12 protein-coding genes and 1 pseudogene are annotated in these 18,915 nt (G+C 60.2%); 4 read left to right on the top strand and 9 right to left on the bottom strand.

The annotated features are described in order from the left end of the window. The first annotated feature begins 35 nt into the window (after positions 1-35). Both ACCC96_RS12410 and ACCC96_RS12405 read left to right on the top strand, forming a co-directional pair. Positions 36-1,145 carry an efflux RND transporter periplasmic adaptor subunit gene (locus ACCC96_RS12410; RefSeq protein WP_413695959.1) on the top strand — a complete coding sequence of 370 codons (1,110 nt, stop codon included), beginning with the start codon at positions 36-38 and terminating at the stop codon, positions 1,143-1,145. Next, a complete protein-coding gene (locus ACCC96_RS12405) occupies positions 1,142-4,291 on the top strand; it encodes an efflux RND transporter permease subunit (RefSeq protein ID WP_413695958.1) in 3,150 nt (1,049 codons plus the stop codon). Before ACCC96_RS12410 ends, ACCC96_RS12405 begins: the two co-directional genes overlap by 4 nt. 98 nt (positions 4,292-4,389) lie before the next feature. On the opposite strand, the gene ACCC96_RS12400 is transcribed toward ACCC96_RS12405, so the two are convergent. From ACCC96_RS12400 to ACCC96_RS12385, 4 genes are all read right to left on the bottom strand, one after another. Then, a complete protein-coding gene (locus ACCC96_RS12400) occupies positions 4,390-5,346 on the bottom strand; it encodes a 2-hydroxyacid dehydrogenase (protein WP_413695957.1) in 957 nt (318 codons plus the stop codon). Between the two features lie 34 nt (positions 5,347-5,380). Next, entirely contained in the window at positions 5,381-6,139 is a 759-nt protein-coding gene (locus tag ACCC96_RS12395; RefSeq protein WP_413695956.1) for an SDR family oxidoreductase, read from the bottom strand. A gap of 43 nt (positions 6,140-6,182) precedes the next feature. Further along, positions 6,183-6,875, bottom strand: a complete 693-nt coding sequence (locus ACCC96_RS12390) for a fumarylacetoacetate hydrolase family protein (RefSeq protein WP_413695955.1) — start codon at positions 6,873-6,875, stop codon at positions 6,183-6,185. A gap of 98 nt (positions 6,876-6,973) precedes the next feature. Beyond that, complete coding sequence (locus tag ACCC96_RS12385) at positions 6,974-8,323, bottom strand: MFS transporter (RefSeq protein WP_413695954.1); 1,350 nt, start codon at positions 8,321-8,323, stop codon at positions 6,974-6,976. 584 nt (positions 8,324-8,907) lie between these two features. Here ACCC96_RS12385 and ACCC96_RS12380 point away from each other — a divergent pair. After that, the gene (locus ACCC96_RS12380) at positions 8,908-9,840 is read left to right on the top strand and encodes a helix-turn-helix transcriptional regulator (RefSeq protein WP_026286543.1); all 933 of its coding nucleotides are present in this window, start codon (positions 8,908-8,910) and stop codon (positions 9,838-9,840) included. A gap of 4 nt (positions 9,841-9,844) precedes the next feature. Here ACCC96_RS12380 and ACCC96_RS12375 read toward each other — a convergent pair whose 3' ends face one another. After that, the gene (locus ACCC96_RS12375) at positions 9,845-10,210 is read right to left on the bottom strand and encodes a response regulator transcription factor (RefSeq protein ID WP_019578533.1); all 366 of its coding nucleotides are present in this window, start codon (positions 10,208-10,210) and stop codon (positions 9,845-9,847) included. A 41-nt stretch (positions 10,211-10,251) separates the two neighbouring features. After that, positions 10,252-11,244, bottom strand: a complete 993-nt coding sequence (locus tag ACCC96_RS12370) for a response regulator (protein ID WP_019649132.1) — start codon at positions 11,242-11,244, stop codon at positions 10,252-10,254. A 353-nt stretch (positions 11,245-11,597) separates the two neighbouring features. Between ACCC96_RS12370 and ACCC96_RS12365 the strand changes: the two genes are divergently transcribed. Next, a complete protein-coding gene (locus ACCC96_RS12365; protein WP_413696009.1) occupies positions 11,598-16,652 on the top strand; it encodes an AAA family ATPase in 5,055 nt (1,684 codons plus the stop codon). A 58-nt stretch (positions 16,653-16,710) separates the two neighbouring features. Here the strand turns inward: ACCC96_RS12365 and ACCC96_RS12360 are convergent, their stop codons facing one another. The 3 genes and pseudogenes from ACCC96_RS12360 to ACCC96_RS12350 form a co-directional block, all read right to left on the bottom strand. Next, positions 16,711-17,211 (bottom strand): helix-turn-helix transcriptional regulator, encoded by a 501-nt coding sequence (locus ACCC96_RS12360; RefSeq protein ID WP_018927751.1) that lies wholly within the window; start codon positions 17,209-17,211, stop codon positions 16,711-16,713. 161 nt (positions 17,212-17,372) lie between these two features. After that, a pseudogene (locus ACCC96_RS12355) lies at positions 17,373-17,599 on the bottom strand (LysE family translocator); the annotation flags it as partial. 32 nt (positions 17,600-17,631) lie between these two features. Beyond that, a complete protein-coding gene (locus tag ACCC96_RS12350) occupies positions 17,632-18,897 on the bottom strand; it encodes a TIGR02270 family protein (RefSeq protein WP_413695953.1) in 1,266 nt (421 codons plus the stop codon). Between the last annotated feature and the right edge of the window lie 18 nt (positions 18,898-18,915).

Genomic DNA, 18,915 nt, shown 5'->3' with positions numbered 1-18,915 from the left:
GAGGCGCCTGTCCTATTTTTTAAGTAAGGGAACCTATGCGCCGGCTTCGACCTGTCCCCATTGCCGCTTGCTTGTTGCCTCTCGTCCTGACGGCGTGTGGCGACTCATCCACCGTTGAAGATCCACGCACGCATGCCCCTCTGGTGAGGTCCTCTGCGGTTCAGGGTTCGTCCGACGTCTCACGTTCTTTCACGGGCGTCGTGGCTGCCCGCGTCCAGGGCGATCTGGGTTTTCGGGTATCAGGCAAGATACTTGAGCGTCTGGTTGACACCGGTCAGACCGCTAAGCGTGGTCAGCCACTCATGCGTCTCGACCCAATCGACCTGGGGTTGCAGGCGCGAGCACAGCAAGAGTCGGTCATCGCCGCTCGGGCCCGAGCCAAGCAGACTGCAGATGACGAGGCGCGATATCGCGATCTGGTCGCCGCAGGTGCTATTTCCGCATCGGCTTACGACCAGATCAAAGCCGCAGCGGATACCGCAAAGGCGCAGCTCAGCGCTGCTGAAGCGCAGGCTGATGTAGCCCGCAATGCTTCTGGTTATGCGGTGCTGTTTGCGGATTCCGATGGTGTTGTGGTGGAGACGCTCGCCGAGCCCGGGCAAGTCGTCAGCCCGGGGCAGCCCGTGGTTCGACTGGCGCGGGCGGGGCAGCGCGAAGCCATCGTGCACCTGCCCGAGACGCTACGCCCCGCAGCAGGATCCACCGCGCAGGCGACGCTTTATGGCAATACCACGGGTGCTGTTACAGCGAAGCTGAGGCTGCTTTCTGACTCGGCCGACCGAATGACACGCACCTTCGAGGCGCGGTATGTGCTTGAGGGGGCGCTGGCCAATGCACCGATAGGTTCGACCGTCACGCTTCGGATCGCTGAAGGCACCACGCAAGGGCAGGGGCTGCAAGTACCGATCGCTGCCGTTTATGACCCGGGCCAAGGCACTGGTGTGTGGGTCATCGCCGGTACACCGGCGAAGGTGGCCTGGCGACCTGTTCAAGTCCTGGGCTTGAGCGACGACGCAGCGCGAGTCGCAGGCGATCTCAAGGTCGGCGAGCAGATTGTAGCGTTAGGCGCGCATCTGCTGCGCGATGGTGAGGAGGTGAGGCTGGCTCAACCGGATGGCGTCAAGGTCGCAGGGAGTCATCCATGAGCGAGGGGCGCTTCAATCTCTCCGCGATCGCCGTTCGCGAGCGCTCCATCACGGTGTTTCTGATCTTCCTGATCGCCGTTGCGGGCATCCTGTCGTTCTTCCAGCTGGGGCGTGCGGAAGATCCTCCGTTTACGGTCAAGCAGTTGACGGTCATTACCGCGTGGCCGGGCGCCACGGCGCAGGAGATGCAGGATCAGGTAGCAGAGCCACTTGAAAAGCGCCTGCAAGAACTGAAATGGTACGACCGCACGGAAACCTACACCCGTCCTGGCCTCGCCTTCACCATGGTGTCACTGCGCGATAGCACGCCGCCCTCGCAAGTGCAGGAGGAGTTCTATCAGGCGCGTAAAAAGCTCGACGATGAGGCCAGGAAGCTGCCGGCGGGTGTCATCGGGCCAATGGTCAACGACGAGTTTTCGGACGTGACATTTGCACTGTTCGCCCTGAAAGCCAAAGGCGAACCGCAGCGATTGTTGGTGCGTGATGCAGAGTCGTTGCGCCAACAACTGTTGCATGTTCCGGGCGTGAAGAAGGTCAACATTATTGGGGAGCAACCCGAGCGCATCTTTGTTTCCTTTTCCCATGATCGGCTGGCCACCTTGGGCGTATCACCTCAGGACATCTTTGCCGCGCTGAATAATCAGAACGTGCTCACGCCTGCCGGCTCGATCGAAAGCGACGGGCCGCAGGTTTTTCTTCGGCTGGATGGCGCCTTCGACAAGGTGCAGAAGATTCGTGACACACCCATTGCGGTTCAGGGGCGGACGCTGAAGCTCTCGGACGTGGCGACGATCGAACGTGGTTATGAAGATCCGGCTACCTTTCTCGTGCGTAATAACGGTGAAGAGGCCTTGTTGCTGGGGATCGTGATGCGTGAGGGTTGGAACGGTCTTGACCTGGGCAAGGCGTTGGACGCGGAGACGGTCAAGATCAATGAAGGCATGCCGTTGGGCATGACGCTCTCCAAGGTCACCGATCAATCTGTAAATATCAGTTCGGCCGTCGGCGAGTTCATGGTCAAATTTTTCGTCGCGCTGCTTGTGGTGATGCTTGTCTGCTTTCTCAGCATGGGCTGGCGTGTAGGCGTTGTGGTCGCTGCGGCTGTGCCGTTGACGTTGGCGGTGGTGTTTGTGGTGATGGCGGCCACTGGAAAGAACTTTGACCGTATCACCCTTGGCTCGTTGATTCTGGCGCTCGGACTGTTGGTGGACGACGCCATCATTGCTATCGAAATGATGGTGGTGAAAATGGAGGAGGGCTACGACCGCATCAAAGCTTCCGCGTATGCCTGGAGTCATACGGCCGCACCGATGCTTTCCGGTACGCTGGTGACGGCTATCGGCTTTATGCCCAACGGCTTCGCGCAATCGACAGCCGGCGAGTACACCAGCAACATGTTCTGGATCGTGGGCATTGCCCTGATTGCCTCCTGGGTGGTTGCGGTAGCTTTTACCCCGTACCTGGGTGTGAAGATGTTGCCGAACATCAAGAAGGTCGAGGGTGGTCACGCGGCCATCTACAACACCCCTAACTACAACCGCTTCCGCCAGGTGTTGACGCGTGTCATCGCTCGCAAATGGCTGGTGGCCGGTACTGTTATCGCAATGTTTGGCGTGGCGATTCTCGGCATGAGCCTGGTCAAGAAACAGTTCTTCCCTACCTCGGACCGTCCAGAGGTATTGATTGAAGTGCAAATGCCTTATGGAACCTCCATTGAGCAGACCAGCGCCACCACCGCCAAGATAGAGGCCTGGCTGCAAAAGCAGGGTGAGGCAAAAATCGTCACCGCTTATATCGGGCAAGGCGCGCCGCGTTTCTATCTGGCGATGGCGCCGGAACTCCCTGATCCATCGTTCGCGAAGATTGTGGTGTTGACGGACAGCCAGGAGGAGCGCGAGGCCCTCAAGTTCCGTCTCCGCGAGGCCGCTGCTGAGGGACTTGCCCCAGAAGCGCGTGTCAGGGTGACTCAGCTTGTATTTGGTCCGTATTCGCCGTTCCCTGTTGCCTATCGGGTGATGGGGCCTGATCCGTCAAAATTGCGCGAAATCGCCGGTCAAGTACAGGACGTGTTGCAGTCGAGCCCGATGATGAGAACCGTCAACACCGACTGGGGACCGCTGACTCCGACGCTGCATTTCGCTCTGGATCAGGATCGCTTGGAGGCGGTGGGGTTGACGTCAAACTCAGTCGCGCAGCAACTGCAGTTCCTGTTGGCCGGAGTACCGATCACCGCAGTTCGTGAGGACATTCGCTCGGTGCAGGTGGTTGGTCGTGCTGCGGGTGATATCCGGCGCGATCCCGCCAGGATAGAAGGTTTTACGCTGGTGGGCACGGCGGGTCAGCGGATTCCGCTGTCTCAGGTGGGAGAGGTCGATGTTCGTATGGAGGATCCGATCCTCCGACGTCGTGACCGCACGCCGACCATTACCGTGCGTGGTGACATTGCCGAAGGCCTGCAGCCACCGGACGTCTCAAGCGTCATCATCAAGGAGTTGCAGCCAGTCATCGACAAGCTGCCTGACGGGTACCGGATCGAGCAGGCGGGTGCAATCGAGGAGTCGGGCAAAGCCGGTAAAGCGATGTTGCCGCTGTTCCCGATCATGATTGCCATGACGCTGCTGATCATTATTCTGCAGGTACGTTCGATCTCGGCGATGGTCATGGTGTTCCTCACCTCGCCACTGGGATTGATTGGTGTGGTGCCGACACTGCTTATCTTCCAGCAGCCGTTTGGTATCAACGCCTTAGTCGGTCTAATCGCCCTTTCGGGCATTTTGATGCGCAATACGCTGATTCTGATTGGGCAAATCCATCACAACGCGCAAGAAGGGCTGGATCCGTTTCACGCGGTGGTCGAAGCCACGGTCCAACGTGCCCGCCCGGTACTGCTGACAGCGCTGGCGGCAATCCTGGCATTCATTCCCCTGACACACTCCGTCTTCTGGGGGACGCTGGCCTACACGCTGATCGGAGGCACGTTCGTCGGAACCATCATGACGCTGGTGTTCCTGCCAGCGATGTACTCCATCTGGTTCAAGATCCGTCCTGACCATACGGGGAAAACTGAACCAGCTAAAAAGCAAGCAAGCCTGGTGGATAGGACGCCACCTCGTCCTCTCGACGTTCACCAAACCACAGAGCTTTAGCCGTAGGCCATAGCGTGCTGCTTTAGTGGGCGTCGACGTGGCTGTTTACCTGACACCGAACCGCCGAGGTGACGCAACGTCTCCTCGGCGGCCAACGTTCAGTCAGTCACAGACCCTTGCGGTATTCTCCCGGCGAAACTGTCCACCAGGCTTGCCACCACCATCTCTCCCATTCGCGTGCGAGTCTGCAGCGTCGCACTCGCGCGATGGGGCTGCAGCACCACGTTCTCGTTGGCAAACAGCGTCTCGGGGACGTTCGGTTCATCGACAAACACATCCAGCGCCGCACCCGCTATCTCTCCAGCGGCCAGTGCCGTCACCAGATCTACCTCGTTGACCAACTTGCCGCGCGCCACGTTGATCAGATACCCGTCCTTGCCCAGCGCCTGCAGCACCTCGGCATTAATGATGGCTTCAGCCTTGTCGGCGGCGGCCGCGAGAATCAGTGCATCACTGTCGCGTGCCAGCTGGTTCAAGTCGGCGATGAAGGTGTGGTTCACGTCGCTCATTGGTTGCAAATCGGTGTAGCTGATCGGGCAGCCGAACGCCGCGGCCCGGGTCGCCACGGCACGGCCGACCCGGCCCATGCCGACGATGCCGATGCGCATGCCCGATACCTGACGTGCCAACGGCAACGGAGCCAACGGCGTCGGGCTATGGGGCCATTGGCCCGAACGCACATAACGATCACTGGTGCACAGACCCCGGCACACGGCAATCAACAAGCCGATGGCCAGGTCGGCGACGTCTTCGGTCAGCGCTCCGATGGTTGCAGTTACGCGGATTCCGCGATCCCGGGCGTAAGCCAGATCCACCGCATCGGTACCCACGCCGTTGACCGCCACCACTTCCAGTTTCGGTAGTTGCGCCATCAGCGCCTGGCTGATCCCGGTATGCCCGCCGGTGATCACCCCGCGAATGTTCGCACCGTGTTCCTGCAAATACGCCTGCTTGTCGGCCTGCTGGAAGTAACGTCTGACGGTAAACAGCTCATCAAGCCGCGCGTTGATTTCAGGGATCAGGATCGGGCTGAGCTGCAAGACTTCTGGCTTCATGTAAACCTCGTGTAGCGTAATAAAAAAGGCCGGTTTAACCGCGACCGGCAAACGGCATGGCACTGGCCATGACGGTCATGTTCAGGACGTTCGCGTCCAGCGGCAGGCCGGCGATGTAGCGCACGGCATCGGCCACATGTTTGACGTCCACCATCGGCTCCACGGCGATGGTGCCGTTGGCCTGGCGCACGCCTTTGGTCATGCGCACCGACATTTCGGTCAGGGCGTTGCCAATGTCGATCTGGCTGCAGGCGATGTTGAATTCGCGCCCGTCCAGGGCCAGGGATTTGGTCAGCCCCAGCACCGCATGTTTGCTGGCGGTGTAGGCGCTGCTGAAGGGGCGTGGGGTATGCGCCGAGATCGAGCCGTTATTGATGATGCGTCCGCCCTGTGGCTGTTGCCGGCGCATCAGTGCGAAGGCACCACGGGCGCAGAGGAAAACGCCGTTGAGGTTGGTGTCGATCACGTTTCGCCACTGCTCGAACGTCAGCTCATCAAGCGGCACTGCAGGGGCGTTGACCCCGGCGTTGTTGAACACCACGTCGAGGCGTCCGTATACCTCGGTGATGGTGGCAAACAGCGCATCGACGCTGGCCGGGTCGCGCACATCAGTGGGCACCGCCAACGCTTCGTGTCCTGCGCTGAGCGCCAATTCGACCAAGGCCTGCAAAGGCTCCGCTCGGCGACCGGCCAACACCAGGGTGAATCCGTCTGCCATCAGAGCCAGCGCCACGGCGCGGCCGATTCCGCTGCCGGCGCCGGTGACCAGGGCCACTTTCAAAGGACTGGACATGTTGTTATCTCCTTTTTTCAATTCACGAGAGCGTACGTCGGGTTCAAGGTCGCTGACCGACGCGCATTTCCAGTTGGCCGATTCCGTCGATCCCGGCATTGATGATGTCGCCCGGTTGCAGCGCATCGACGCCCGCCGGGCTGCCGGTCATGATCAAGTCGCCGGCCCGGAGCGCTACCGATTGCGAGATGCGGCTGATGATTTCACTGACCGACCAGATCTGGCTGTCGAGGCTGTCGCGTTGGCGCTCTTCGCCGTTGACGTTCAGCCACAAATCGCCGTCCGGGTGTCCGGCGCGAGTCACCGGCACGATGGCGGTCATCGGCGCGGCGCCGTCGAACACCTTGGCACCTTCCCACGGCAAACCATCGCTTTTGGCCGCGCGCTGGACATCACGCCGGGTCAGATCAAGACCGACGGCATAGCCCCAGACATAGGCCTGCGCCTGACTCTCCGGAATATTGGCGCCGCCTTCACCGAGGGCCACGACCAATTCGATTTCGTGGACAAATTCTTCGGTCAACGGTGGAAAAGTCACTTCACCCGCCGCATCCACCACGTTGCTCGCCGGTTTCATGAAGAACACCGGCGGCTGGCGGGACTGGCCTTGGGTGTCTGGCCAAGGGTAGTTGCGGCCGACGCAAAATACTCGGCCAACGGGAAAGCGTTGCTGGCTGGCGGCAACCGGCAAGGTCACGGGCAGGTCCGGGGTAAACACGTACTCGGTCATCGTCATTTTTGTTGTCGTCCTGTTTGAAGCGTCAGCGTACGGCGGCAATCTTTTGCAAAGTTGGACGAAAGCCGCCTCGTGTTGGAGAAAAACGGTTTCTTGGCTCAGCGCGCCTTGAGTTCGATGCGATACAAGCGACCGAGCAGCAACGAATAGGACAGGGTTCCCATTAGCGCCACGCCGCCAATGAACCAGAAGGCGTAGGCAAACGAGCCTGTCGCGTGGACGATGCCGCCAATCACGATTGGGGTGACGATCCCGCCGATGTTGGCAGCCAGGCTGGTGACCCCGCCGGTCAGGCCGATCAATTCCTTGGGCGCGACTTCTGATACGGCCGCCCACGACGACGAAGCGATTCCCTGGGCGAAGAAGGCAATGGTCAGCACGGCAATGCAGATCACGTTCGAGTCGGTGAAATTCACCAGCACAATCGACATGCCCAGCATCGACCCGACCACCAATGGCAACTTGCGAGCGAAGGACATTGAGTAACCACGGCGTATAAGCAAGTCGGAGACGATGCCGGCGAGCAAGATTCCGACCGTTGCGCCCACGAATGGCAGCACGGCGAAGATCCCGGCCTTGATCATGGTCAGCTTGCGTTCTTCGATCAGGTACGTCGGGAACCAAGTCAGGAAGAAGTACAACGCTGAGGTGCTGGCGAACTTGCCGATGCAAATCGCCCAGATCTGCCGATAGCTGAACAACTCGGCGATCTGCCGCCAGTTGAACTTGGTGCGCTCCTGACTGCTCTTGACCAGTCCACCCCCGGCTTCGATGTACTTCAATTCTTCCTGGCTGACGTTCTTGCAGCTCAGCGGATCACGGTACAAGTAGAGCCAGATCACACCGAACACAATGCCGAGCAGCCCGGTACTGTAGAACACATGACGCCAGTCATAGGTCGTGGCCAGCCATAACAGCACGCCGGTAAACAGTGCCGTGCCCAGATACTGGCCGCACACGTAAATGCTGCTGGCAAGGCCTCGTTCGCGGGCCGGGAACCACACCGTGACCGCTCGGCTGTTGGCCGGAAATGCTGGAGCTTCCATGGCGCCGACGGCCAGGCGCAGCCCGAACAGCGAAGCGAATCCTGTGGCAAAGCCTTGGCACACGGTAACCGTCGACCAACTGATCAGCGACACCCCGTAAGTGAACCGGGAACCGAAGCGATCGGCGATGAACCCGGCGGGGACCAGGGCGAGTGCGTAGGTCCAGGCAAACGCGGAAAAAATCAGGCCCATTTCGATCTTGTCCAGGCCCAGGTCCTTGGCCATGAACGGTGCGGCAATCGAGATATTTACGCGGTCGATGTAGTTGATGATGGTCGCAATCAGCAGCAATGACAGCATGAACCAGCGCCGACGCGTCGGTAGTCGCTGAGGCAACAGGGCGTCCCGGGCGCCGGCGCTCACCGACGGCGCGGTGGACGGGGAGGTTTGCGAATTCGACATGAGTAGACCTTTTTATTGTTAGGAGAATCGAGATGTTCGCGCGCAGCCGAAGCCGATGCCCCCAGTGCCGGGGCAGGGCGATCGCTACTTGAATGAGGGCGCGGACAGCTACTGTCAGGCGCTCAGATACGCCTTCGGACTGGCTCGGTCGGGGGAGGGTTGGCGAGGGAAAAAAGCAGGTTCATCACGAGCGCACCTTTTGATTGTTTTTGGAAGTGTCGGGCTGCATTGGTTGTTACAGTGGTCGTACAACCTCTCAAAATCAACGGAGGCGTTAGATCGTTTTTTCTCCTGTAAAAGGCGATCAATGCAGGTTTCCAAGAAAAATCAAATCAGCTCATTTCCTTCGTTATGCTTTATTCGATTCATAAGTTGATGTTTTTAAAAGATTAAATATTTTTGCGTGCTCGTAGTTTTTTGGACAGGCGACACATCACACACGGATACAATTAATTCTCTGTGTTTCGTTGTCATCCTATGACATGTTGAAGCCAGCGGTGTCTGCCTTCACAATCACTGCGGTCGCCGCCTGCGTCGCGGCGCGACGACAACCTGTCCATGTACCTGTCGAGGATCCTCAGGCGATGTCGTCACCGAGTCGAGTACCCACTTACGTCATGCAGCAACGCAGCGAATTGACGGACTTTTACATCCGCGACAAAAAGGGCCGGCGCGCCGAAACCAGCCCGCATCGCCATGAGTATTTCCAGATCCAGGTCAACCTCGGTGGCGATACCGTGCAGCACATCGGCAACGTCGAGCGGCCGTTTCCGCGCAACACGCTGGCCTTCATCCTGCCGCATCGCGTGCACGTGATTCCGCATCCGGCCGACAGCAATTTCATGGTGATCAACTTTTCCCAGACCTTCCTGTTGCCGCATTTGCAGTGCGACCCGATGGACCTGGAGGAAGTCTCGATTCTGCTGGCACCCGAGTTGTCGCCGTTCCGCTTTCAGGAGCATCTGGATTTCATTCTGTCCGATGAAGATTTCAGCAAAGTCTGTGCCCTGATCGAACAGATGCGCGTGCTCGATGAAAACCGTCAGTTCGGCACTCGCGAGATGCTCAAGGGGTTGTTGCTGCAACTGGTGGGGAGCGTTTGTGCCTTGTATGCCGAGCCGCTCAAACGGTTGGCCGAAGAGAATGCCGCCGAAGTCAGCCGACGCGATGCGCTGAGCAGGATGTCCGAATACTTGCGCAAGAACATTGCCGATCCCGACCTCAACCTGATCAAGGTGGCTGCTGCGACTTACCTGTCACCGACGTACCTGACGCACTGGTTGCGCAAGGAAATCGGCAAGACCTTCACTGAGCTGGTGCTCGAGCGCAGGATGCACGCGGCACGCAATTATTTGCTCAATGGGACACGACCAGTGGGGGAGGTGGCGAGGTTGTGCGGTTTCGCTGACGAGGCTTATTTTTCGCGACGCTTCCGCCAGATCCACGGCCAGCCTCCAGGGCAATTCAGGCGTCAGCAACTCAATCCTGATACGCCGCAATCACCGTCCAACACGTGATTGTTCATCGCTCACGTTGCAGCGCAAACTCGACGGCGCTTAGCAAGGCATCGCCGTTGAAGGGTTTACGCAAGCATTCGATGGGCTCATAGCGGCTGGATTCGGCCAGTGTGGCTTCATCCCAGTGTGCCGACATGCAAATCACTGGAAACTTTCTGCCCTTGAGCGTCAGCGCGCGCATGACGTCCAGCCCTGACAGGCCGTTCATTTTCAGATCCAACAGCAGGCAGGCAACGTCATCGAAGTTTTCGAGGGCCAGGAATTCCTCGCCCGAGGCGAACACCCGAGAACGATATCCGGCCGACCGGAGCAGATTGGCCAGGCTTTTGCGTACGGACGCATCGTCGTCCACGATGCAGACGATGATCATGGCGCTACGGGATGATTCGGGGGCGCAGCCAGTCTCCGTAGTCATGAAGAACCCTGCATGCCAAACGCTGGCTCCGTGCTGATCAAGCCATACAGCTTGACCAGATTGACCAGCGAGCGTGTCTGCATTTTCTCCATGATGTGTTTGCGATGGACCTTGGCGGTGACTTCACTGGTGCCCAGCTGGTTGGCGATGTGCTTGTTGGACAGACCCGCGACGATCAGCGGCAGCACTTCGCGCTCACGGGGGGTCAACAGGGCAGCCCTTTGACGGGCGCTTTGTATGCGTTGCCATTGCTCGAACGCCGTCGCTGCACGCTGACGGGTGGCGCGCAGGGTGTCCAACAACTGGTCGTCGTTGAATGGTTTGGTCAGGAATTCGACCGCACCTGCTTTCATGGCCTGCACCGACATCGAGATGGTGCCGAAACCGGTCATGAAAATGACCGGCCACGGATGCCCTCGCTGTCCGAGCGCCGATTGAAGTTCCAGGCCTGTCGTTTCGGGCAGACTGACGTCAAGCAACAGGCAAGCGGGGCCGGTGTCGAGGTCAGCGTTGAGCAATTCTTCGGCCGAGGCGAATATCCGGTGCGCGATGCCTTCAGCCCGCAGCAGTCGGCTGAGTGCTGTACGCACGCTCGCTTCATCGTCGACGATGAACACCGGCACGCTGTCAGGATCGATCGTCTCCTGATCCTCTGGCGCCAAAGGGCCCAGTGCCACCGGATGGAACAGGGGCAGGGGCGGTTCACGTTTTTTCAATAATCGGTAACCTCGGCGCGGGACCGTCTGGATGAGTTCTTTTTCACCGAGCAACTTGCGCAGTGAGGAAATCTGCACCTGCAGATTGTTTTCCTCGACGACGGTGTCGGGCCAGACCTGTGTGATCAATTCATCTTTGCTGACAATCCGGCCATCGGCGTGCATCAGCACCGAGAGGATTTCGAACGCCCGGCCCCCGACACGCAGCGGCCGTCCATCAAGAAAGGCTTCGCGCCGCTCCAGGGAAATAGTGGCTTGGCCGAGTCGGATCATGCGTTCCTCTGCACTGCGTGGATGGAGAGTGACGCCGGAGCATCGATTCATCAGAGGTACACGCTAGGGGACGAACCCGCATAATGCAATTATCCCGAGGGATAACACACCGTGATTTCAGTGCGCAAAAACCATCGGCAACGGGGTAGCACGACAGCCATCATGGTGCCGATTACGGACAGGATTACCGGCATGCAGCCGTTGGGCCAGAGCCTTGCGTATACTCCAGGGCTCAGCCCGAAACGAATCTTCAGCGGTGATTGTTCATGTCCAGCCGTCCTCTCTCATCATCCGGTTCCCGCAGTCTTGAGGTCGTCCACGATGAAGCCTGGCTGGAACGCTGCACCTTCTCCATGCTGCGCCGGGAAAATGACCTGACCTGGTTCACGCTTCAGGACCGACCGTCGGGCACACACTGGCTTGCCGCCCGGGCGCCGATTCAGCTGCCCGCCACGTGCCAGCGGCTTGAGCGCGATTTTCATCTGCGCCTGGATCCGGCATGGGCGATTGCACCTGTCGCGTTTATCCGCTCGGCCGAGGGGCCCTTGTTGATCTATCCCGCATCGGGGACGCCGCTGATGGATCTGATCGGTGACGCCGGGCTGCCGCTGGGGCGCTTGTTGGGCATCGCCGTGGCGGCGGCCAACGCGCTGGCCAGCGCGCAGAACGCGGGTGTGCGCCATGCCAGCCTGCTGCCCCACCACTTGATGGTGGAAACCGCCGATTCGGTCAGACTCCTGGGTTTTCACAGTCATGCCGCAGAGGTGCCCACCGCTGAATTGCCCGGTCTGGAACAATGGCCGTACCTGGCGCCCGAACAGGTACGGCGCGATGCCGCCAGTTTTGACGCGCGCAGCGATATCTACGCCCTGACCGTAATCCTCTATCAAGCGCTGACCGGCCGACTGCCGCTCACCGCCCGCGACCCCTCGCAATGGCTGCACGTGCACGCCGCCGTGCAACCGCAATCACCGGCAATCCATGTTGCCGATCTGCCGGAAGGCATCTGCCAAGTGTTGCTCAAAGGCTTGGCGAAGGAACCGGGTGCCCGCTATCAGCGCGCAGAGTCGATGGCCGCGGATCTGGCCTGGTGCCAACAGCAGTGGCTGGATCACGAACGCATCGATGGGTTTCGGCTGGGCGCCTTCGATGCGTTACCTTCTGCGGCCCGCGGTGATGTTCTGTTCGGCCGCGAGGCCGAACGCATGCAGTTGATCGAGCAGATAAGTCAGGTGCGCAGCGATGGCATCGCCCGGGTCTTGCTGGTCGGTGGCGCGCCGGGTGCCGGCAAGTCGACGCTGATCCACCAGGGTGTCCGGCCCTTGGCGCCCGGCTACTGGGCCAGCGGCAAGAGCAATCTGCTGCAGCAGGAAATTCCCTACGCGCCATTGGCAGAGATCTTCAAGTCGCTGATGACCCAACTGCTGGGCAAGCCGGCTCTGGAACTGGAGACGCTGGGCGAGCAACTGATCGAACGCCTCAAGGGACGGGGTAAACTCCTGGCGGAGCTGGCGCCCGAGGCCGAGCTGGTCATCGGTGTCGCGCCTGAACTGCCGAACATGCCGGCCCGGCATGCGCTTGATCGCGCCAATCAAACGCTACTCGATGTTTTGGAAGTCTTCGCTCAGCCGGGACGACCCCTGGTGCTATTCGTAGATGACGTGCAGTGGGCCGACGATTCGACGCTGTCGTTCTTGCAAGCCTTCATCGCCCGGCCGCCCCGGCATCTGGCGCTCATTCTGGCCTACCGTGAGGCCGAATCGCAGTCCCTCCAGCGTGAGGGTGGATTGCTGCAGGTGTTGGAGCATGGGCAATCGTTACCCTGTACAAGCGTCATGCTGGGTCCACTATCGGTGCCAGCAGTCGCGGAACTGATCGCCGCTGAACTGGACACCGACCCCGAGGCTATCGAGTCGCTCGCACCAGTCGTGCACTACAAGACGGCCGGCAACCCTCTTTTCATCAGCCAGGTGTTGCGCGCGTTGATCGATGAACGTTTGGTGTGCTTCGACGTGCACGGTCGCCGCTGGGTCTGGAACCAGGAGGAGGTGGATGGTTACCGTTACGCCGATAACGTCGCGGACTTGATGGTGCAGCGATTCGAACGGCTGGCACCGATGGAACGCGAAGTGTTGCGCACGGCCGGATATGTCGGCGGGCGCTGTGATGAATCGCTGCTGCACCGGTTGTTACCGTGTGATCAGCAACAGATCAACCGTGAAGTGCAAAGTCTGGTCGATGCCGGTTTTCTGTTGCGTGAGCGCGAGCAACTGGTGTTTCCCCACGACCGTGTACTTGAGGCAGCCTGTCAGCTTGCTGCGCCAGCGGGACGCGCCGCCGAGCATGCCCGCATCGCCGTCGCCATGCTTGATCAGTGGGGTGAGCAGATCCATGAGCGTGTATTTGAAGTCGCCAGCCAGGTTCAGCGTATTGACGTGGATAAACTGGAGGCGCATCGCCGTGCCGCGTTCGTCGAGCTGTTGGTCGAAGCTGCCGAACGTGCCAGGGATACCGCGGCTGTCGAGCAGGCCGTGGGCTATCTGCGCACGGCCGAGCGTCTGCTCGGGCAGACCGGTTGGTCAAGCCTTTACACTCAGGCGTTCGCCACCCAATGGCTGGCTGCCGAATGTGACATGCTGCTGGCCGATCTGGCCAGCGCCCAACACCGCCTCGACGACTGCCTGAATCACGCCACCACAGCGCTCGACCGCGCGAAAACCTATCGGTTACGGGCCACCTTGCGCACGTTGCACTCCGATTACGAGGGTGCGATAACCGAGGCGTTGACCGGGTTGGCCCTGCTGGATATTCCCCTGCAGCGCAAGCCCTCGCACGATCAGCTGAGCCTCGTGTTTGCCCAGGTACGCGCACTCGTGGGCGCGCGCCGCATCGCCGATCTGGTGCATTTGCCCAAGGCCGATGACCCGCTTGTCGAAGTGGCCATGGAGTTGCTCAGCACGTTGATTTCCTCGTTCTTCGTCAACGACGACATTCGTTTTCTGCATTTGGCGAAAATGGTCGAACTTACGTTGATGCATGGCACCACGCCGAGCAGCGGTTATGGGTTTGCCTGGTTTGGCGTGATGATTGCCGAGCGCTATGGCGAGTATGTGGACGGGCAGTCCTTCGCCGAAGTGGCCCTTGAACTCACTGACAAACACGGCTACGAAGCCGGACGCACAGGTACGCTGGTGGCGCTTGATCAAGTCAGCCCGTGGACCCGACCGATGGCGTACGCCCGACAGAAGGCGTTCGCAGCATTCGAGTGCGGTCAGGCCGGCGGTGATCTGGGTATGTCCTGTTATGCCTGCAACCACATCGGCTCCGATCTGTTGTTCATGGGCGAACCCTTACAACGAGTGTTGAGCGAACTGGAGCATGGCCTGGCCTGGGTGCGTCAGTTTCACTATATCGACATCGAACGCATCCTGCTGGCGCAACAGGCGTACGCCAGCGATCTGCGCGATGGGCGGGAGCACCGGCCGCTGACCGAACTGGACGGCACTGAACATGACCGTTTCGGCCCCATCGACCGCACCAGCGTGTCACAGCCGACTCTGTTCTGGACGTGGCTGTATTCAGGCATGTCCGCGTTTTACTACGGCGATATCCCTTACGCATTGCGGCGTTTCGAAGAGGCGGCCGCGCTGACCTGGTCCATTCCGGCACACATCAATCTCGCCGATTACTACCTGTTCTACAGCCTGGCGCTGGGCAGTGCGCAGGCACCGGGGGAGGTGGCCGAAAAACTGGAACAACTCGAACGGCAACGTCTGCGGTTTCTGTCATGGGTCGAGCTCAACCCGGCAACCTTTCGCAGTAAATTGCTGCTGATCGAAGGGGTCATCGCCCGTTTACGCGGTCAGGAGCTGGTTGCCATCCGCTGTTTTGATCAGTCCCAGATAGCTGCTGCAGCGGCCGGTTTCATCCACGAGCAGGCGCTGGCGCATGAACAGCTAGCCGATATCTGCTTACCTAACGGGCTGGTGTCGGGTGCCAATCACCACCTGCGCGTCGCGCGCGACTGTTACAACCTCTGGGGGGCCAACAGCAAGGCCCGCCAGCTGGAAGCCTTGCACCCGTTTCTGAGCGCAGAGTCGTCGTTCGAACCTGTCCGGCCTGTGACCCAGGTCCGCCTCGATCTTGAAGTGGGAATCGAGGCGGCGCGCGCACTTTCGCAAGAGGTATTGCTGGAACGACTGGTCGAAACCCTGATGAACCACCTGATGATTCAGGCGGGTGCCGATCATGGCGTTCTGATGATTGTCAGCGGCGCCGAGCTGCAACTCGCGGCAACCGCTTCTGTCGAGGCCGGCAACGTGCGGGTTGCGCTGGACACCGGGCAGCCGCTCGAACAGATGGCGCCTGCCTCGGTGCTCAACGCCAGCAAGCGCACCCGCAACACTCTGGTGCTCGACGATGCCCGGGCAGATTGTCCCGAGGCCTACAGCGCCGACCTCCTACAGCGCCAGACGCGTTCCATGTTGTGCCTGCCGTTGCTCAGACAAGGCACATTGATCGGTCTGGTCTATCTCGAAAACAGCCTGGTCCCCAAGCTGTTCAGCGCCGAGCGCCTGACCATGCTGGAAATACTCGCCTCCCAGGCCGCCGTGTCACTGCATACCGCCAGGCTGTATGCGCAGCTGGTCGAAGACACCCGACTGCGTGCGCAAATGGAAGCGGACTTGCGCAGTTCCCGGGCAGAACTGGCGCGTAGCTCGCACCTTAAAGTCATGGGCGAGCTGTCTGCTTCGATTGCGCATGAAATCAGCCAGCCGCTGCTGGGCATCTTGTCTAACGCCTCGGCGAGCCTGCGCTGGCTTAAGCGCGATCAGCCCGATCTGGAAGAGGCGATTCAGGGGCTGGAAGACATTCGCTCAGACAGCGCCCGCGCCGCCGATATTGTCCAGGCACTTCGCGCGCTCGCCAAACAGGCGCCGTTGCAACGGCGACCGGTGCAGATCGACGAGTTGATCGGTGAGGTCGTGCGCCTGACCGCCACCGATCTGGCGAACCGCAACGTGCAACTGCAAACCCGGCTTGATGCGCAATGCCCGGTTTGGGTCGACGCGGTGCAGATCCAGCAAGTGGTGTTCAACCTGATCACCAATGCGCAGGAAGCCATTGCCGGAGCCGGGTTGCCAGATGGACGCATCATCATCGGCTCAGCGGTCAAGGACGATCATGTTCAAGTCTGCTTCCAGGACAATGGGCCGGGAATTGACGCACCACAGCGCGAGCAAATCTTCGATGCGTTCTACACCACCAAAGGCAGCGGCATGGGGATGGGGCTGGCCATCTGCAGGTCAGTGATCGGTGCGCACGGCGGGACGCTGGTGGTCCAGGACAGCGAGCAGGGCGCCAGGATCTGTTTCAATCTGCCGATCGCGGCGGCCAGCGTCGGATAAAAAAAGGGCCGCATGAGCGGCCAAAGGGGAGGAGTTCGTTCTGTTGGCCTCGATCAGTTCACGCGTGCAGCGCCTGCGCGCGAAGTTGTCGCAAGCCGTCGACCACGCTATCGGGGATTCTCCTGTCGGATATGTCTCGATCAATCATTGGTGTGTTGGGACGTCGGTTTGTGATCACGTGATCAACGGCCCGCCGCCAGGCCTTGGGTGTCATCCCTTCCAGCCGGCTAAAGGTGTGGGTGAAATGCGAGTGGTCCGCGAAACCGCATTCATAGACGACGTCGGTGATCGGCATCGAGGTGATCAGCAGGCTTTTGGCTTTTTCGATTTTCATCCTCACCAGCCAACCTTGGGGTGAGTGGCCGGTACTTTTTTTGAACGCCCGGGAAAAATGGCTGCGCGAAAGGTTGCAGTGTTCGGCAATCTCGCTGATGCGAACGCAACTGCCCATATCACGCAGCATCAGTTCCTTGGCGCGGCGCTCTTGCCAGCTGGACAGGGCGCCCAGCGGTCTCGCAAGTTCACATGGATGGTCTGAATTCACCGATTGCGGGTTCATGGCGGCTCTCCTGATCGTTAGGGAAAGTCTGTTCGCCGGCGACCTTTAAAGTCCTTAATCAAACCTTAAGAATTATGAAACGCCGCGACCGATCGGCGTGGGTGATTAAAGCCATACGAGGCGGGCGCGCGTAGGGTGCTCAGCGGGGCGAGTCCCTTGCTCTATTTTTGGCTGAGCGCCGCGATCGATACCCCCGATGCCACAAACGTCATTCCTGCCCCCACGTCAGACCATTCACAAGTCGTGGCCGCTGGCGTAGAAAACCGGAAAGTGTAGTGGCGAAAGCGCCCATGAGCGCGAATCCAGCTGCCGTAAGTACAGCAAACCAAACGCCGTACACCAGCATCTGGATACTCACTGAGCCGCGGTGCGGGTCGACAAACTGCGGGCTTAGGGGCTGCATTCTATTTTGGCAAAACCTCAGAGGCGCCGAACGAGCGACGCTGGCTCCCCCAACAACATCTTTTGCCGCCAGGCGGGTGCGCTGGTGGGGAACAGCACTTCGTTCGGTCGCCAGCGAGCAACGCCGAAGGCGGCCGCAATACGCTGGCGTTGCTGGCCCTGGACAAGGACGCGCCGGTAACTGTTCTCGCTCTGCTGTAGCCCCAGCACATAGCCCATGCCCGCCTGGAAATCGCCTCCATGGGCCTGCCACCAGGCTGCAATCAATTGCGGGTCGGGCCAGGGCAGGTTTTCATCGGGGTCCATGGCGACATTAGCGTCCTCAGGATCGTCGTTCGGGCCGGCATCGAAATCCGGCAGGTCTTGCAATTCCAGGTCGAGCAGCGCCAGGTCAGCGCCAGTGATCAGACTGAAGGCTTCGCCGGCGACGCGGGCATGAGACAGGTCGCTCATCTGCTGGATCAACCAGGGCACACTGAACGGATCGCCCAGCAGCCCGATGGCCTGGATGCCGATGCGCTGTTGCTCAGGGTGCTCTATCAATTGGCGTATCCAGGCGATGCTGTTTTCACGCTTTTGCCAGGCCAGCGATACGCAGAGCGCGCGGTACTGGAACTCGCCCGGTTGCTCGGCGAACTGGCGCAGCGGTTCCAGGGCGTGCTCATCGCCCATCTGTGCGGTGGCCCAGTTGGCCCAGAAGCGCGTGGCTGGATCCGGGTGTAGACGGTGGGCACGAATTGTCGACATCAGGTCACGACGACGCAGCTCGCCGGCAGTGCGGGCGGCACGTGCCAGCACGCTTGGGTCGGCGTGGGAAAGTCCGGTAAGCAGGGCAGGGCCAGGGTCGTAGCGGTGCATGCCGCAGGCGGCCAGGCCGAGGCGGTGGAACAGAGGTTCAGGGGAGGCGAGCATGCGGTCGATCCAGGGCGATATCCATTCCCAGTCGAGCCAACCCAAGGCCATCAGATAACCGCGCTCTGTATCCACGGCACTGCGCAAGTGCTCGCTGAGCCGTGACAACACCTGCGCGTTACCCGCCTCGAAGGCCAGTACTGCACTGGCGAACATCTCGCCGATGGCGTGTGGGCCGAGTTGGGTCAGGAGGGTTTCCAGGCCGGTGGTGCCGGCGATTCGAAGGCCGTCGAGGTGGGCGTCGATGCGGCTGTCGAGTGTGTTTATGTGTTCCAGATCGTAATGTGGTGCACGCATGGCATAGTCGCGCAGGGCAGCGAGAAAACTGGCCTCTTCGGTGTGTTGGTCCAGAATCGGTGACAAACTTTCCATGTACTTCTCTACGTTCGT

This window comes from Pseudomonas sp. Pseusp11 (genome assembly GCF_047304405.1).
In the GTDB taxonomy this organism is placed as follows: Bacteria; Pseudomonadota; Gammaproteobacteria; order Pseudomonadales; family Pseudomonadaceae; genus Aquipseudomonas.
This window is presented reverse-complemented; position numbering and strand designations above follow the sequence as displayed.

What these genes read in the sequence shown, in the direction of transcription:
- ACCC96_RS12410 (WP_413695959.1), top strand. Translation starts at nt 36, where the DNA reads ATGCGCCGGCTTCGACCTGTCCCCATTGCCGCTTGCTTGTTGCCTCTC.
- ACCC96_RS12405 (WP_413695958.1), top strand. Translation starts at nt 1,142, where the DNA reads ATGAGCGAGGGGCGCTTCAATCTCTCCGCGATCGCCGTTCGCGAGCGC.
- ACCC96_RS12400 (WP_413695957.1), bottom strand. Translation starts at nt 5,346, where the DNA reads ATGAAGCCAGAAGTCTTGCAGCTCAGCCCGATCCTGATCCCTGAAATC.
- ACCC96_RS12395 (WP_413695956.1), bottom strand. Translation starts at nt 6,139, where the DNA reads ATGTCCAGTCCTTTGAAAGTGGCCCTGGTCACCGGCGCCGGCAGCGGA.
- ACCC96_RS12390 (WP_413695955.1), bottom strand. Translation starts at nt 6,875, where the DNA reads ATGACGATGACCGAGTACGTGTTTACCCCGGACCTGCCCGTGACCTTG.
- ACCC96_RS12385 (WP_413695954.1), bottom strand. Translation starts at nt 8,323, where the DNA reads ATGTCGAATTCGCAAACCTCCCCGTCCACCGCGCCGTCGGTGAGCGCC.
- ACCC96_RS12380 (WP_026286543.1), top strand. Translation starts at nt 8,908, where the DNA reads ATGTCGTCACCGAGTCGAGTACCCACTTACGTCATGCAGCAACGCAGC.
- ACCC96_RS12375 (WP_019578533.1), bottom strand. Translation starts at nt 10,210, where the DNA reads ATGATCATCGTCTGCATCGTGGACGACGATGCGTCCGTACGCAAAAGC.
- ACCC96_RS12370 (WP_019649132.1), bottom strand. Translation starts at nt 11,244, where the DNA reads ATGATCCGACTCGGCCAAGCCACTATTTCCCTGGAGCGGCGCGAAGCC.
- ACCC96_RS12365 (WP_413696009.1), top strand. Translation starts at nt 11,598, where the DNA reads ATGCTGCGCCGGGAAAATGACCTGACCTGGTTCACGCTTCAGGACCGA.
- ACCC96_RS12360 (WP_018927751.1), bottom strand. Translation starts at nt 17,211, where the DNA reads ATGAACCCGCAATCGGTGAATTCAGACCATCCATGTGAACTTGCGAGA.
- ACCC96_RS12350 (WP_413695953.1), bottom strand. Translation starts at nt 18,897, where the DNA reads ATGGAAAGTTTGTCACCGATTCTGGACCAACACACCGAAGAGGCCAGT.